This is a genomic window from Streptomyces sp. T39 (assembly GCF_008042045.1).
GTDB lineage: Bacteria > Actinomycetota > Actinomycetes > Streptomycetales > Streptomycetaceae > Streptomyces.
Window position 1 is genome coordinate 96793 of record NZ_RDBP01000012.1, and the last position, 15412, is coordinate 112204.

Consider the following 15412-nt stretch of genomic DNA (forward strand, 5'->3'; position numbering starts at 1 on the left):
GAATGTGACCGGACGATGACCGTTGTGACGCAACGGCCGTCACATCGCCCCATCCCCTCTCACCTGCGGTTTCTCCGCCCTACGCTCGCCGTATCGGATCCCGGCTCCTGCCGGACGACAACGGAGGACCCATCCCATGACCGTGAGACGCGCACAGGCCGGCCGCATACGTGTCCGTGCCGCCGCTGCCGCCGTGCTGCTGGCCCCGCTCGCCGCCTGCTCCACGGGCTCGGGAGGGACGGGCGACGACGACGGGAAGCCGGGCGAGCGGGCCGGCGACGGGCGTCCGGCGACCGTGACCGTCACCCCGAGCGGCCGCTCGGTGCGCGCCGGGCAGCCGGTGAAGGTGACGGTCTCCGGCGGCACGATCGCCTCGGTCACCGTCACCGACGCGAAGGGCCGGGCGCTGAAGGGCGCCGTCGGCAAGGCGGGCTGGCAGTCCGAGCGCAAGGCCGTCCCCGGCACCACCTACACCGTGAAGACCACCACCCGCACCGAGGGCGGCACGGAGAAGACCACGTCCACGTCGTTCACCACCGCGCCGGCCGAGAAGGTCAACAAGGTCGACTGGCGTCCCGGCGAGGCCGTCACCGTCGGTGTCGCGCAGCCCGTGTCGCTGGTCTTCGACAACCCGGTCACCGACAAGGCCGCTGTGGAGAAGCAGCTGAAGCTGACCACGTCGAACGACACCGAGGGGTCCTGGGGCTGGATGAAGGACTGGTCGGGCCGCGACCGGGTCGACTGGCGCCCGAGGACGTACTGGGAGCCCGGCACCGAGGTCACCCTCCGGGCGCAGCTCGACGGCACCGACTCCGGCAGGGGCGGCGGCTGGTTCGTCCGCGACTACACGACGAAGTTCACCGTCGGCTCCCGCCAGATCGTCAGGGTCGACCTGGACACCCACGAGCTCACCCTGGAGCGCGACGGCCGCACGGTGCGCACCATCCCCGTCTCCGGCGGCACCCCCGGCGGCATCAAGCGCTCCTGGGGCGGCACCTCGGTCCTGATGGCGAAGGAGGGGACCATCAACATGAACTCGGAGACGGTGGGCCTCGCCGACGCCTACGACAAGATGGTCGACTACTCGATGCGTCTGACCTGGTCCGGGATGTACGCCCACGCGGCGCCCTGGAACAACGCGTACATGGGCAACGCCAACAAGAGCTCGGGCTGCATCGGCATGAGCGACGAGAACGCCGCCTGGTTCTACGCCCAGGTCCGGCCGGGCGACCCGTTCGAGATCAAGGGCAAGGACACCAAGGGCGTCCCCGACCCCGGCAACGGCTTCGGCGAGTGGAACGTCTCGTGGGAGAAGTGGCAGGACATGAGCGCCCTGGCGTGAACGCGCCGGGCGCGGAAGGGGCGGGAGCCGTCCACGGGGGGCGGCTCCCGCCGTTCAGGCGGTCGCCTCCGCCCGCTCCCCCGCGGCCGCTTCCGCGAGGCGGGCGCGGAGCGCCGCGTTCTCCGACTCCAGGAGCGCGATGCGCTTCCGCGCGAAGTACAGCTCCGTGACCGCGTCGCGGAACTCCGCGACCAGTTCGTCCGGCGTCAGTTCCATCTCGGTTCCTCTCCCGCGTGCCCGGCCGTCAGGCCGGGGCGATCTCGGTGACGGTCCCGTCGGCTCCGCGCCACTTGAGCGCGCCGCCCTCCGCGTAGAGCGCGCCGCCCCCGCGGGAGTCGACGCCCGTGGGCACGGCGGCCGCGTCGACGACCCGCACCACGCCCTCGGCCATCAGCGCGGAACCGGTGCCGGGCTGCTGGACGACGTGCAGCTGGGACCAGGGATTGCCGCCCACGCCCATGCCGATGCCGACCCGTCCGCTGCCCTTGACGACGAAGTCGTCCCGGCCGTTGTTGCGCAGGCAGATCAGGTTGCCCGTGGTCGGGACGTCGTCCCCGTTGGTCACGAAGATGCCCTGCGCGGCGGTCCCGGCCGTCCGCAGGTCGATCGAGAGAGCGGACGCCTTGTGGTCCGATCCGTCGGCGTGGCCGATGTGCGTGATCTTCAGGGTGCCGTGCTCCTTCTCGCGGCCCTTCAGGTAGACCGCCGACGTACCGGGGTTGTCCGAGACGATGTTCAGCGCGACCCCGCCGCCGGACGTCCCCGCCTGGTGGACCGTGAGCGCATGCGCGGTCGTCGACGTCGTCCTGAAGAAGCCCGCGTTGACCGTGGAGTCCGCACGGTACGACTCCGCGACCACCGGCCCGTCGAACGTCGTCGTCGGCCCGCCCGCCGCCGCGGCCGGCGACGCTGCACCGGCCGTGACGGTCACCGCCCCGGCCGTGAAACCGCCCAGGAACAGTCTTCGTGACACCGCCATCGTGTCCGCCCTTCTCCTCGTGAGGTGCGCCCGTACCGGGCGCGTCCGGAGAGAGGACCGGGCAGAGGCTCCATTGGTTGCCCCGCGCACCCCGGACGCCTGAATCCGGCACCCGTACGCGACCGGACGACCACGCCGGGCTGCGCAACGTACCGAACACCGCGAGGAGTTGACGGCCAAAGGTGCCGTCGTCGGCCATCGGGCGGGTGGTGACGGGCAGGCCCACGCCCTGCGACCGCCGGTGCACGAACGAATCGGCAACCGGGAGGCGGGCGAAGCCTGGCTCGGCGCCCTCGCCGATCCCGACGCCTCGTCGAGGCGGCGCTGTGGGCCGCGTACGCGCTCCACCGCCTGCCGCCGCGTGGCCGCCGCCCTCGCCGGCGCGGGGACCGGCGCGGCGGCGCCCCGGGGCGGGGGCGCCGCGCGTCCGGCTCGCGTCGTCGGGATCAGCCGGCGGCGCAGGAGACCGTGGGCCAGGTCCAGTTGCCGTTCGCCTGCACCGTGACACCGAAGGTGTTGCCGTTGCCGTTCGGTTTGGCGGTGAGCACCTGGCTGCTCGGGTAGGTGGCGGCGGTGTTCCAGGTGGAGAGGATCTTCGCCGGGGACGGGACGTTCATGGTCACGGTCCAGTTGCTGCTGCCGCTGACCGCCACGTCGAGGTTGTACCGGTCGCTCCACTTCTCACCGGCGGTGAGCGTCGCGGTGCAGCCGCCACCGCCGCCCCCGCCGCCGCCGGTGCCGCCGACGGTGATGTTGGAGCTGCCGCTGCTCTGGTAGCCCTCGGTCGCCATGATCATGTAGTTGTGGGTGCCGAGGTTCATGCCCTTGGACGCCCAGGCGTCGAAGTGGTTGCCGCTGGTGATGGTGCCGCCGGTGCGCTTCGACTGCCGGACGCTCCAGAACTGCTTGAAGGTCTTGGTGCCTTCGATGGAGGGGGCGTTGTAGCGGGTGGTCTCGTAGATGTCGTAGGTGCCGCCGTCGCTGGTGACGGTGCCCTTGAAGGTGCCGGTGGGGCGGTAGGTGCCCCAGTTGTCGACGATGTAGTACTCGATGAGCGGGCCGGTGGTCCAGCCGTAGAGCGTGAGGTAGGCGTTGCCGGACGGGTTGAAGGTGCCGGAGTAGGTCACGGTCCTGCGGCCTCCGGTGCTCCAGCCCTTGCCGGCGACGAAGTTGCCGGTGTTGCTCCACTGGGTGGTGTAGTTGCCGCCGGATCCCATGTCCATGGAGACGGTGCCGGGGCTGTCGGTCCAGAACGAGTACCAGTAGCCGTTGTTGGTGCCGGTCTGGTTCGAGGTGATGGGTGCCGCGATCGCGGTGCCCGGCATGAGCAGTGTGGCCATCGCCAGCACCAACGTGCCGATGCTGCTGACGAGAAGCCTGATCCGGCTGCTGCCGCGGCGGTCCGGCCGTGCGGGGCCGTGGTTCATGGGCGTGATCCTCCTCGGTGAACGCTGACGGGCGGTCAGGGCAGCGAAAGTGTTGAGCTGCCCCGAATGACTGTCAACAGTTTCGGTGAATAACCGAAACATTCGACCTCAGGGAAGGTGTGATTGTCGGCCCGTCAGGGCTGCTCAGGGCACACGGCGGGTCTTTTGGATCGCAAGAAATCGCAAGCGCCGTCGATCATGGATGGGGCGCCGGAAGCAGTCCGCCGAAAGTTTCGAGCCGCTCGCGAGGCGCGCCTCAGCCGCCCATCTCCCACATCAGCACCTCGGCCGGTCCGCCGCCGTCCGCAGCGAGCTCCTGCCCCCGCGCGCCGGTGAGCCGCGCCGCGTCACCGGGGCCCAGCCCCTCGCCGTCCAGCCGCACCTGACCGCGCACCACATGCACGTAGACGTGGGCCGCGTCGGGGACCGCCGTCCGCTCCCCGGAGGCGAGCCGCCGCACGTGCAGCAGGGCGCCGGCCTCGGGAAGCGCGTACGGAGTGGAGTCCGCGATGCCGCGGACGATCTCGTACGCGGGCTCGCCGCCCGGGTCCCGGGGCGCGAGCCACATCTGCACGAACACCAGGGGCACGTCGCCGTCGTTGCGCTCGACGTGCCGGACGCCGGCGGCCGCGCTCAGCCGCTGGACGTCGCCGGGCCGGACGACGGTGGCGTGACCGGCCGAGTCCCGGTGGGTGAGCTCGCCCTCGACGACCCAGGTGACGATCTCCGTGTGGCTGTGCGGATGCTCGTCGAAGCCGGCGCCGGGCGCCAGGCGCTCCTCGTTGCAGGCGAGCATCGCACCGAAGCGGAGATTGTCCGGGTCGTAGTGGCTGCCGAACGAGAACGCGTGCAGGGACTCGATCCCCGCCGCCGGGTCGCCGCCCGGACAGCGGTCGGCGGAACGCCGGACGGAGGTCGTGGGTGCTCTCACGTGTCCACGGTAACCGCGGCCCGCCGCGGCACGGCGCGATCACGGAGAACCCCGGCACTCGGCCCCCGCGTCCTGATAAGGCACTCTTGTCCCCGTGTCCGAACCTCCTGCGAACGCCTCCCATCCGCACTCCGCGACCCTCCGACGCCTGGAGCAGTCGTCCGGCCGGCTCGCGGCGAACGCGATCGCCCGCATGGACGAGTCGCTGCCGTGGTACCGCGCCATGCCCCCGGAGAACCGGTCGTGGATCGGGCTGGTGGCCCAGGCCGGCATCGCCGCGTTCACCGAGTGGTTCCGGCATCCGGAGACGCCCCAGGCGATCTCGACCGACGTCTTCGGCACCGCCCCGCGCGAACTGACCCGGGCGATCACCCTGCGCCAGACCGTGGAGATGGTGCGCACCACCATCGAGGTCATGGAGACGGCCATCGAGGAGGTCGCGGCGCCGGGCGACGAGTCCGTGCTGCGCGAGGCGCTTCTCGTCTACGCGCGGGAGATCGCCTTCGCCACGGCGCAGGTGTACGCGCAGGCGGCGGAGGCCCGGGGCGCGTGGGACGCACGCCTGGAGTCGCTGGTGGTGAACGCGGTGCTGTCGGGCGAGGCCGACGAGGGCGCCGTGTCCCGCGCCGCCGCCCTCGGCTGGAACTCCCCCGACCACGTCTGCGTGATCCTCGGCACCGCGCCCGACGGCGACAGCGAGCTGACGGTGGAGGCGATCCGCCGGGCCGCCCGGCACGCCAAACTCCAGGTGCTGACGGGCGTGCTCGGCAACCGGCTGGTCGTCATCGCCGGCGGCAACGACAACCCGCTGCACGTCGCCAAGGCGCTGATCGGCCCCTACGCCGCGGGGCCCGTCGTCGCGGGCCCGATCGTGCCCGACCTGCTGGCCGCGACCCGTTCCGCGCAGGCCGCGGCCGCGGGCCTCAAGGCGTGCTCCGCCTGGCAGGACGCGCCCCGCCCGGTTCTCGCGGACGATCTCCTGCCGGAACGCGCCATCGCCTCCGACCCTGCGGCGCGCGAGCAACTGGTGGAGGAGATCTACAGACCGCTCGAAGAGGCCGGTTCGGCGCTGCTGGAAACTCTCAGTGTCTATCTGGAGCAGGCGAGCAGCCTGGAGGGCGCGGCCAGGATGCTGTTCGTTCACCCCAACACCGTGCGCTACCGGCTGCGACGTGTGACCGACGTCACCGGATGGTCGCCCTCGGACGTCCGCTCGGCGTTCACGCTGCGAATCGCCCTCATCCTGGGGCGTCTGGCCGACGGGGACTCCCAGTCCTAGACTTTTGTGGGACACCGACAATTCCCCCGACGGTTCTTCGTCCCTGTCCCCACGGGCGTCCCGAGCCGTCCGCAAGAGAGAGTGTGAGGGTGCTCGTACTCGTCGCTCCCGGCCAAGGCGCTCAGACGCCCGGCTTCCTGACCCCCTGGCTCGAACTCCCCGGCGCCGCCGACCGCGTGGCGGCCTGGTCCGACGCCATCGGACTCGACCTCGCCCACTACGGCACGAAGGCCGACGCGGACGAGATCCGTGACACCGCGGTCGCCCAGCCCCTGCTGGTCGCCGCCGGACTGCTGTCCGCTGCCGCCCTCGGCGACATGGTGCCCGGCGCCGTCGCCGGCCACAGCGTCGGCGAGATCACCGCCGCCGCGTTCGCCGGCGTCATCGACGAGACCACCGCACTGCGTCTGGTCCGCACCCGCGGCCTGGCCATGGCCGAGGCCGCCGCGGTCACCGAGACCGGCATGTCGGCGCTGCTCGGCGGCGACCCGGACGTGAGCATCGCCCACCTGGAGAAGCTCGGTCTGACCCCGGCCAACGTCAACGGCGCCGGACAGATCGTCGCCGCCGGCACCATGGAGCAGCTCGCCGCCCTCGCCGAGGACAAGCCCGAGGGCGTCCGCCGGGTCGTGCCGCTCAAGGTGGCCGGCGCGTTCCACACGCACCACATGGCGTCCGCCGTCACCACGCTGGAGAAGGCCGCCGCGGACATCACGCCGGCCGACCCCACCGTGCCGTACGTCTCCAACAAGGACGGGCGGACCGTCTCCTCCGGCGCGGACGTCATCGCCCGCCTGGTCGGGCAGGTCGCCAACCCGGTCCGCTGGGACCTGTGCATGGAGACGTTCACGCAGCTCGGCGCGACGGCTCTCGTCGAGGTCTGCCCCGGCGGTACGCTCACGGGTCTCGCCAAGCGTGCCCTGCCGGGTGTCGAGACGGTCGCGCTCAAGACTCCGGACGACCTCGAAGCGGCCCGCAAGCTGCTCGCCGCCACCGGCTCGTCCGCCGCCGGCGCGGCAGGCACCGTCTGACAAGGGAGCCGTACAGCATGTCGAAGATCAAGCCCAGCAAGGGCGCCCCGTACGCACGCATTCTGGGTGTCGGCGGCTACCGCCCCGTCCGAGTGGTGCCCAACGAGGTGATCCTCGAGAAGATCGACTCCTCCGACGAGTGGATCCGCTCGCGCTCCGGCATCGCCACCCGCCACTGGGCCTCCCCCGAGGAGACCGTGACCGCCATGTCGGTCGAGGCGTCGGGCAAGGCGCTCGCCGACGCGGGGATCGCCGCCGAGCAGATCGGCGCCGTGATCGTCTCGACGGTGTCCCACTTCAAGCAGACCCCTGCCGTGGCGACCGAGATCGCCGACAAGGTGGGGGCGGGCAAGCCCGCCGCGTTCGACATCTCCGCCGGCTGCGCGGGCTTCGGCTACGGCCTGACCCTCGCCAAGGGCATGATCGTCGAGGGCTCCGCCGAGTACGTCCTCGTCATCGGCGTCGAGCGGCTCAGCGACCTGACCGACCTGGAGGACCGTGCCACGGCCTTCCTGTTCGGCGACGGCGCGGGCGCGGTCGTGGTCGGCCCCTCGGACGAGCCGCACATCGGCCCCACGGTGTGGGGTTCGGAGGGCGACAAGTCCGAGACCATCAAGCAGACCGTCCCGTGGAACGACTTCCACGTCGGCGACGTCTCCAAGCTGCCGCTGAACGAGGCGGGCGAGGTCAAGTTCCCCGCCATCACGCAGGAGGGCCAGGCGGTCTTCCGCTGGGCCGTCTTCGAGATGGCGAAGGTCGCCCAGCAGGCGCTCGACGCGGCCGGCATCGCGCCGGCCGACCTGGACGTCTTCATCCCGCACCAGGCCAACATGCGGATCATCGACTCGATGGTGAAGACACTGAAGCTGCCGGAGCACGTCACGGTCGCCCGTGACGTCGAGACCACCGGCAACACCTCCGCCGCCTCGATCCCGCTCGCCATGGAGCGGCTCCTGGCGACCGGACAGGCGAAGAGCGGCGACACCGCGCTCGTCATCGGCTTCGGGGCGGGTCTCGTCTACGCCGCGACGGTCGTTACCCTCCCCTAGGCGCCGTCGGATCTCCGCACGGCCCCGCCACACCCTCTGATACACACCGAAGGAGCGCCAACATGGCCGCCACTCAGGAAGAGATCGTCGAAGGTCTCGCCGAGATCGTCAACGAGATCGCCGGCATCCCGGTCGAGGACGTCCAGCTGGACAAGTCCTTCACCGACGACCTGGACGTCGACTCGCTGTCCATGGTCGAGGTCGTCGTCGCCGCCGAAGAGCGCTTCGACGTCAAGATCCCGGACGAGGACGTCAAGAACCTGAAGACCGTCGGCGACGCCGCGGACTACATCCTCAACCACCAGGTCGCCAAGTAAGCACCTGGGTCGTCTGACGCGCTGGTCGCCACCCTCGGTGGCGCCGGATCAATTCCGCACCCTCTGACAGTGGAGAAAGAATTCCTGTGAACTCGACCAATCGCACCGTGGTCGTCACCGGTATCGGCGCAACCACACCGCTGGGTGGCGACAGCGCATCGACGTGGGAAGGGCTGCTCGCCGGCCGTTCGGGCGTGAAGGTCCTGGAGGGCGAGCGCTACGCCGAACTCCCGGTCCGTATCGCCGCGACCGCCGCGGTCGACCCGGGCGAGGTCCTGCCCCGCCCGCTCGCCCGCAAGCTGGACCGCTCCGCGCAGTTCGCGGTCATCGCGGCCCGTGAGGCGTGGTCCGACGCCGGATTCACCGCCCCCGCGGGCGAGGACGAGGCCGTCGCACCGGCCCGCCTCGGCACCGTCATCGCCTCCGGCATCGGTGGCGTAACGACTCTGCTCGACCAGTACGACGTCCTCAAGGACAAGGGCGTGCGCCGGGTCTCCCCGCACACCGTCCCCATGCTGATGCCGAACGGCCCCTCCGCCAACGTCGGTCTGGAGGTGAACGCCCAGGCGGGCGTCCACACCCCGGTCTCGGCTTGTGCGTCGGGCGCCGAGGCGATCGGCTACGCCGTCGAGATGATCCGCACCGGCCGTGCCGACGTGGTCGTCGCCGGCGGCACCGAGGCGGCGATCCACCCGCTGCCCATCGCGGCGTTCGCCAACATGATGGCGATGTCCAAGAACAACGACGAGCCGCTGAAGGCCTCCCGGCCCTACGACACCGGCCGCGACGGCTTCGTCCTCGGCGAGGGCGCCGGCGTCGTGATCCTGGAGTCGGCCGAGCACGCCGCCGCGCGCGGCGCCAAGGTCTACTGCGAGGTCCTCGGCCAGGGACTGTCCGCCGACAGCCACCACATCGCGCAGCCCGAGCCGACCGGCCGCGGCATCGCGGCGGCCCTGCGCAACCTGCTGGAGACCACGGACCTCAAGCCGTCCGAGGTCGTCCACCTCAACGCGCACGCCACGTCGACGCCGCAGGGCGACGTCGCCGAGATCAAGGCCCTGCGCGCCGTCCTCGGCGACGACCTCGACCATGTCGCGGTCTCCGCCACCAAGTCGATGACGGGGCACCTGCTGGGCGGCGCCGGCGGCATCGAGACGGTCGCCACCGTCCTCGCGCTCCACCACCGCACCGCCCCGCCCACGATCAACGTGGACGACCTCGACGAGGCCGTCGAGGCGGACGTGGTCCGCGACACCCCGCGCCCGCTGCCCGAGGGCACGATCGCGGCGATCAACAACTCGTTCGGCTTCGGCGGCCACAACGTGGTCCTCGCCTTCCGCACGGTCTGACGCGGCTCCGGCCGCACACGACGGCGCCGGCACCCTCCTCGGGGTGCCGGCGCCGTCGTGTCGGGGGCGGGGCGACCGGTCCCGTCCCCGGACGGCGAAGAGGCCCGCACCCCCGAGGGGGTGCGGGCCTCGTGCGGGGACGCGGCCGGGCGGGCTACCCCTCCGCGGGCGGCCAGCGCAGCGCGATCGCCGCACCGCGCGCGGGCGGCGCGTACGACGCGCGGACGACCGTCCCCCGGAAGGCCGTGTACGCCCACTCCTCCGTGCTGCCGGGCTCCGCCCCGGCTCCGGTCACGAAACCGCGCAGGACCCAGCCCGGACCGTCGCAGCCGAGGACCCGGGAGATCTGCCCGCGGGACTTCCCGCGGACCGGCACGACCGTCTGCAGCTCGACGCCGGCAGGGCCGGTGCGCTCCTCGACGGAGCCGCCGTTCCTCCGCATCGACCGCGTCAGCTGCCCGCGGATCGACTCCCAGGAGGTGTCCGAGGACGCCCGGAAGGCCTGCAGCTGGATCGCCGTCCGGCCGCGGACGACCGTGACGGCGACGACGGCGCCGTCGTCGGACCGCATGGGGTGCAGTTCGACCCCCGGCGGCCGCGGCACCAGCAGCGCCCCGAGGTCGATCACCCGGCCGCCCTGCGGGCGGCGGGCGTCGTCCTCGTCCCACGGGCCGGTGTCGATCCCCCGGCCCGTGGCAACGCCCTCGGCCTCGGCGCAGCTCTCCTCGGCGGCGGCGAGCAGTTCGCCCGTCTCCGCCTCGGACATCGACTCCTCGGCCACGACGGACGCGAGCAGTCCCAGCACGTGGTCCAGGGTGATCAGGCCACGGCGCTCAGCCTCCCGGGCCGCGGACGCGTCACCCAGCAGCGCCGGGACGAGCACCCGGTGCTCCTCGCCGCCGAGTCCGCTCGCCCCGCCCCTGGGCGGCCGTGCGGCGTCGTCCCGGCCGTCCTCACGCCGCAGCCGCAGGACGGTCTGCAACGCCACGAGGACGACCCGGCCCGGGGTGACCCGGTCCCAGACGCCGAACTCGGCCCGTTCCCTGCTCTCCTCGGCGACGAATCCGTCCCGCGCGAACTGCGCGACGACGGCCGCCGCCTCCTCACCTGCGCCGCCCATTCCACCATTTCCTGAGTTTCTGCGCCGCCTTCGCGGCGACGAGGGCACTCGCGACCAGAGCCTCCGCCGGGCCGTGGGCTCCGGGAGCCTGCGCTCCGTCGATCATCTTCTGTGCCGCGCCCGGACTTCGGGCGACGGTCGACGACCGCGTCTCGGACTCGGAGACCATCTCCTCGGTCGCCCGGCGCGTCTTGCCGGCCTCCTCGAGCTTCTCCTTCTTACCCCGATACTCGTTGAAGTCGCCACTGTCGGGGTCGTAGAGGTCCGGGACCTCGCCCGGGTCCTGGCTCGCCCGGCTGCCGCAGTTGTGCACGAGCAGCGGGCTGTCCTCGGCCAGCACGTAGTACGTGTGGACGTCCGCGACCGTGAGGTCGTGGGTGCGCCGGAGCTGCTCGAAGTAGCGCGTGTCCGTGACCTCGGCCGTGTCGCCCGACGCCGTGTACAGGGTCATGCCGGGCGTCAGGTCGCCCGCCTCGACCCAACGGCCCTCGGAGACGGACCAGAACGGGTGGGTCGTGGTGGAGACCAGGCTCTCGGCCTCACCGGAACGGCCGGTGACGGTGAGGTCGACGAAGTGCTTGTCGTCCTCGGTGACGATGGTGCCCACGACTGCGCGGACCGTCGTCTCACCGGTCTCCGGGTCGGTGACGGTGACCTCGTCGCCGAGGACCACGTCCTCGATCGGCTTGGTGGTGCCGTCGGCCAGGAGGACCTTCGTGCCGGGCAGGAAGCTGTGCTTGACGGGTGAGGCCGGGCACGAGCCTCCCGGGGAATCCCCGTCGCCCTTGCCCTTCTTGACCGCCGCGGCCGCCTTCTTCTTGGCCGCGGCCAGTGCGTCCTTGGCCTTGGACACACCGTCCTTGGCCTTGTCGATGGCCTTGCTCGACTTCCAGAGGTCCTTGACGCCGCCGATCAGATCGCCGACGAGGTTGACGACCCGCTTGGCGAGTTTGGCGCCCTTGGCCCAGTTCCACGGTGCGCCGTACTTCGCGAGGATCTTCCCCGCGAGACCGCCGGCGAAGCTGCCCGCGATGTTCAGCAGCGTCTCGCCGCAGGCGCCCATGTCTCCGCTGGAGACGCAGTCGAGCGCGGCGTCCACGCCCAGGATGTCCCGGGCGATCTTGACGAGCGCCTTGCCCGCGGACTTGATCCGCTGCTTGGCCTGCGCCTGCTGGCCCTGCGCCCCGACCAGGGCCGTCTCCGCACCGGAGACCGCCTTCTCCTCGTGCCAGGTCGGATTCTTGTCCTTGCTGGGCACGGGCAGGCCGCCGCGGCACTCGATCAGGCCCTGCATGCACTCCGGGATCGCCATGCCGCTCGGGTCGGCGTGGGTGACCGGGGTGTTGTTGGCATACGCGTAGCCGTTGATCTGCTGCGGCTGGGTGTAGTCGATCAGCGGGTCGACGGAGATGAACTTGCCGATGACCGCGTCGTACTCACGTGCGCCGAGATGGGTCAGCCCGGTCGACTTGTCGATGGTGCCGCCGACATAGCCCTTCTCCCCCGGCCAGGTACCGGTCGCCGCGCCGCGCTCGACACCGTAGGGGTCGAAGCGGCGCTGCGACACCGCACCGGTCACGGCGTGGATCGCGACCTCGCCGGTGCCGTGGTGGTCGGCCGCGATGAACGACACGGTGCCGTCGTCGGTGCGCACGGCCACCGTCTCGCCGGCGTGCGCGTAGTAGCGGGTGGCCGACTTCTTGGCACCGTCGGCGGAGAGCTTCAGCTCCATGCCCGGCAGATAGACGGTCGTGCCGGTGGTGTCCTTGCGCTGGACCCGGTTGCCGACGCTGTCGTAGAGGTAGCTCGTCTCGGACCCGTCGGCCTCCTTCGCCTTGGCGAGCTTGCCGTCGTCGGTCCACTCCAGCGTCTGGGCGTTGCCGCCGATGGTGCGCTTGGTGGTGTTGCCGGAGTCGTCGTACTCGTAGCTCGACTGCCGGTCGCCGGTCGGGGTGTTCTCGACGACCTTGGTGACCTGGTGCGGTCCGTCGCCGAGCGCGCCCGCGCCGCCGTAGGTGAAGGTGCGGGTGATGTTCTTCGCCGGGTTCAGCCCGGTGTCGTGCACCGTCTCCGACGTCCGGTTGCCGATGGCGTCCGTGACGTAGGACTTCCAGTACGGCGCCGGGCCGCCGAGCGCCTTCGCGCCGGGAGCCGCCTGGCAGGCGGCCGGGCCCGAACCGTCGAGCGGGGCGACGGAGCCCACGGACCCGCTGCCGGCCGCCTCCGCGACGGTCGCGGCCGGCGTCCACGCCTCGGCGAGACGCTTGCGGGCGTCGTAGCCGAAGCACTGCACGTCCGGAGAGGCCGTGTTCGAGGTGTCGGCGATCGACAGGACGTTGCCGGCCTGGTCGTAGGAGTAGTTCGCCTCCTTCACCGGCGCCGGGGCGCCGTACACGTCCACCACGATGCGCTTGAGGCGGTCGGTGCCCGTCTCGTAGTCGAAGGTCTGCCAGACCTTCTTGCCTCCGGTGTTCTGCTCGAACTGGAGCATGTGGCCCTGGTTCGAGTAGACCGTGTTCGTGACGTACGGCGTCGCACCCGTCAGGGTCGTCGGCCGCTGCAACTCGTCATAGCCGTTGACCAGCACCTCGGCCGGCAGACCGCCCGCGGCGGGCACTCCGCTGGACTGCACGCTGCCGTCACGGTTGTAGGCCGACGTGAAGGAGTACGTCCCGGCCAGCGAGCCCTGGGAGGCGGGGACGAGGTAGTCGCTCCGCAGCGGACGGTAGAAGTCGTCCCACGTCTGGATGACGGTGGCGAAGTACTCCGTCGGCGAGACGTAGCTCAGGTCGGCGTACGCCTTCCCGAGCATGCCGGCCTTGTCGTACCGGGTCTCCGTGAGCCGTGTCCCCGTGTTCGCCTCGCCCTGCCAGGTGGACAGGGGCCGGCCCAGCTTGTCGTAGACCGTGGAGATCTTCTTGCCGCGCCCGTCGGTGGTCGAGACGGCGCGGTCGAGCGCGTCGTACTGCGTGTGCGACGTGCCCGCGTCCGGGTCGGTGAGCTGCGTGGTGCGGCCCAGCAGGTCGTACTCGTAGCGCCACTGGTTGCCCTTGGCGTCGGTGACGGTCTCCAGCTGGTTCTTCTGCGTGAAGGTGTACTTCGTGGCGTCGTAACCCAGCAGCGGGTTCGGCGAATCCCCCTTGTAGTGCCAGATCTCCTCGGTGTTGCCCCGGGCGTCGCTGATCGACGTGGTCGGGACGCCGCCCTGCGGCGGGTCGACCGTGGTGCGCTCACCGTCGTAGGTCGTCGTGGTGCGCCACTGCTCGACGCCCGAGACGGCCATGATCTGCGCGGTCGGACGGCCGAGACCGTCGTACCGCATCAGCGACTGCTGTCCGACCTCCCCGTTGCGGACGATCAGCAGCTCGTCCGAAGCCGCACCGGCGGCGTTGTAGGTGGCGTTGGTCTGCTTGACCTTGCCCGTGCCGTCGTAGAACGAGTCCGCCACCATCCGGGTGCCGTTCGGACCCTCGGTCTGGAGCTGGCGCGGGCGCAGCAGGCTGTCGAAGAGCTCGTACTCGGAGCCGTAGGAGCCGTCGTTCTCGATCTTCTCCGTCCGGATCGCGGTGACCTTGTCGCGGCGGACGTTGTAGGAGTACTTGATGGACGGCGTCTGCGTCTTCGCCCGGTCCGGCAGCCACACGGAGGTGAGGCGGCCCAGCCCGTCGTAGGCGAGGTCGGTGCGCTTGCCGTTGGCATCGGTCTGGCCGGCCGACATGCCCCAGGCGGGCAGGTAGTCGGTGGTGGTGACGTGGTTCAGCGCGTTGGTGTTCTTCGTCTGCGAGATCAGACCGTTGACGTCCGTGTAGGCCGTCCTGGTCTCGGCACCGGACGCGTCCTTCTGCGTCAGCGGACGACCGAAGGAGTCATAGGTCGTGGTGCCGGTGACCTGGTAGGTGCCCGTGGTGCCGTTGTGCGCGGTCAGCCGCTCCGTGGTGGTCGCCAGACCCCGGGTCGGGGCCTCGCCGAACGCCTTGCCGTCGTAGGAGGTGCGCTCGTCCGCGTGGACCTGCGTCCTGCGGTCCGGCGTCGCCGAACACCGCACGCTGACGGCCTCGCTGCGCGAGGGCAGCGACAGCACATTGGCCGTGGTGTTGTCGACGTACCAGAGACGCGTGCAGGAGTCGTCCGCCGTCGTGGAGACATCGCCCTGGTCGTCGACCTCGGTCACCCGGCCGGTGCCGTGAATGGTGGAGTACTTCGTGGTGCTCTTCGACTCACGCCAGGTGTCGTTCGCCAGCAGGCTGAAGCCACGCTCCACCTCCGAGCGCACGAGGACGGCGTTCCTGGTGCCCCAACTGCGGGTCTGGGTGGCCGTCACGGCCTTCCAGGGGGTGGCGATGACCTTGGAGACGACCTTGTCGCCGTTCCAGGTCTGGGCCTCCAGCTGGTGGCCGGTGAACTCCTCCGCGTCGGTGTACTCCGTACCGGTCGAGTCCTTGACCTTGACGGAACGGGTGCCGCCGGCCGGGTCCTTGTCCCCGTCCATGCCCTGCAGGTACGTGTAGTCGATGCGGGTGGACTGCACATCGGCGCTGCCGGAGGTCACGGTGACCTTGCCGTAGCCCTGCCAGCCGCCCCACGTCAG

The 15412-nt window shown here is 71.1% G+C and carries 13 protein-coding genes; 7 read left to right on the forward strand and 6 right to left on the reverse strand.

Annotated features, from left to right (window positions below; genetic code table 11):
- The first annotated feature begins 136 nt into the window (after nucleotides 1-136).
- Entirely contained in the window at nucleotides 137-1342 is a 1206-nt protein-coding gene (locus tag EAO77_RS01360) for an Ig-like domain-containing protein (RefSeq protein WP_147986301.1), read from the forward strand.
- A gap of 54 nt (nucleotides 1343-1396) precedes the next feature.
- Here the strand turns inward: EAO77_RS01360 and EAO77_RS38370 are convergent, their stop codons facing one another.
- The 3 genes from EAO77_RS38370 to EAO77_RS01370 form a co-directional block, all read right to left on the reverse strand.
- Nucleotides 1397-1558, reverse strand: a complete 162-nt coding sequence (locus EAO77_RS38370) for a hypothetical protein (RefSeq protein ID WP_187283083.1) — start codon at nucleotides 1556-1558, stop codon at nucleotides 1397-1399.
- A gap of 28 nt (nucleotides 1559-1586) precedes the next feature.
- Complete coding sequence (locus EAO77_RS01365) at nucleotides 1587-2321, reverse strand: hyaluronoglucosaminidase (RefSeq protein ID WP_147986302.1); 735 nt, start codon at nucleotides 2319-2321, stop codon at nucleotides 1587-1589.
- Nucleotides 2322-2767: 446 nt separating this feature from the next.
- Nucleotides 2768-3661 carry a glycoside hydrolase family 11 protein gene (locus EAO77_RS01370; RefSeq protein ID WP_187283084.1) on the reverse strand — a complete coding sequence of 298 codons (894 nt, stop codon included), beginning with the start codon at nucleotides 3659-3661 and terminating at the stop codon, nucleotides 2768-2770.
- On the opposite strand from EAO77_RS01370, the gene EAO77_RS39680 reads away from it, so the two are divergent.
- Nucleotides 3645-3776, forward strand: a complete 132-nt coding sequence (locus EAO77_RS39680; RefSeq protein ID WP_261993760.1) for a hypothetical protein — start codon at nucleotides 3645-3647, stop codon at nucleotides 3774-3776. The genes EAO77_RS01370 and EAO77_RS39680 overlap by 17 nt on opposite strands.
- Before the next feature lie 228 nt (nucleotides 3777-4004).
- Here the strand turns inward: EAO77_RS39680 and EAO77_RS01375 are convergent, their stop codons facing one another.
- On the reverse strand, nucleotides 4005-4679 hold the full coding sequence (locus tag EAO77_RS01375) for a pirin family protein (RefSeq protein ID WP_147986304.1): 675 nt from the start codon (nucleotides 4677-4679) through the stop codon (nucleotides 4005-4007).
- A 94-nt stretch (nucleotides 4680-4773) separates the two neighbouring features.
- Here EAO77_RS01375 and EAO77_RS01380 point away from each other — a divergent pair, with 94 nt between their 5' ends.
- The 5 genes from EAO77_RS01380 (at nucleotide 4774) to EAO77_RS01400 (ending at nucleotide 9704) form a co-directional block, all read left to right on the forward strand.
- Nucleotides 4774-5958 (forward strand): PucR family transcriptional regulator, encoded by a 1185-nt coding sequence (locus tag EAO77_RS01380; RefSeq protein WP_147986305.1) that lies wholly within the window; start codon nucleotides 4774-4776, stop codon nucleotides 5956-5958.
- 89 nt (nucleotides 5959-6047) lie between these two features.
- A complete protein-coding gene (locus tag EAO77_RS01385) occupies nucleotides 6048-6989 on the forward strand; it encodes an ACP S-malonyltransferase (protein WP_147986306.1) in 942 nt (313 codons plus the stop codon).
- A 17-nt stretch (nucleotides 6990-7006) separates the two neighbouring features.
- The gene (locus EAO77_RS01390) at nucleotides 7007-8038 is read left to right on the forward strand and encodes a ketoacyl-ACP synthase III (protein ID WP_147986307.1); all 1032 of its coding nucleotides are present in this window, start codon (nucleotides 7007-7009) and stop codon (nucleotides 8036-8038) included.
- A gap of 62 nt (nucleotides 8039-8100) precedes the next feature.
- Nucleotides 8101-8355, forward strand: coding sequence for an acyl carrier protein (locus EAO77_RS01395; RefSeq protein ID WP_147986308.1), 255 nt, complete (start codon nucleotides 8101-8103; stop codon nucleotides 8353-8355).
- A gap of 86 nt (nucleotides 8356-8441) precedes the next feature.
- Nucleotides 8442-9704, forward strand: coding sequence for a beta-ketoacyl-[acyl-carrier-protein] synthase family protein (locus EAO77_RS01400; protein WP_147986309.1), 1263 nt, complete (start codon nucleotides 8442-8444; stop codon nucleotides 9702-9704).
- 154 nt (nucleotides 9705-9858) lie between these two features.
- Here EAO77_RS01400 and EAO77_RS01405 read toward each other — a convergent pair whose 3' ends face one another.
- Together EAO77_RS01405 and EAO77_RS01410 are read right to left on the reverse strand one after the other, a co-directional pair.
- Complete coding sequence (locus EAO77_RS01405; protein WP_147986310.1) at nucleotides 9859-10824, reverse strand: DUF3710 domain-containing protein; 966 nt, start codon at nucleotides 10822-10824, stop codon at nucleotides 9859-9861.
- Nucleotides 10808-15412 (reverse strand): polymorphic toxin-type HINT domain-containing protein (locus EAO77_RS01410; protein ID WP_147986311.1); only part of this gene is annotated, 4605 nt, incomplete at its 5' end. The genes EAO77_RS01410 and EAO77_RS01405, both read right to left, overlap by 17 nt.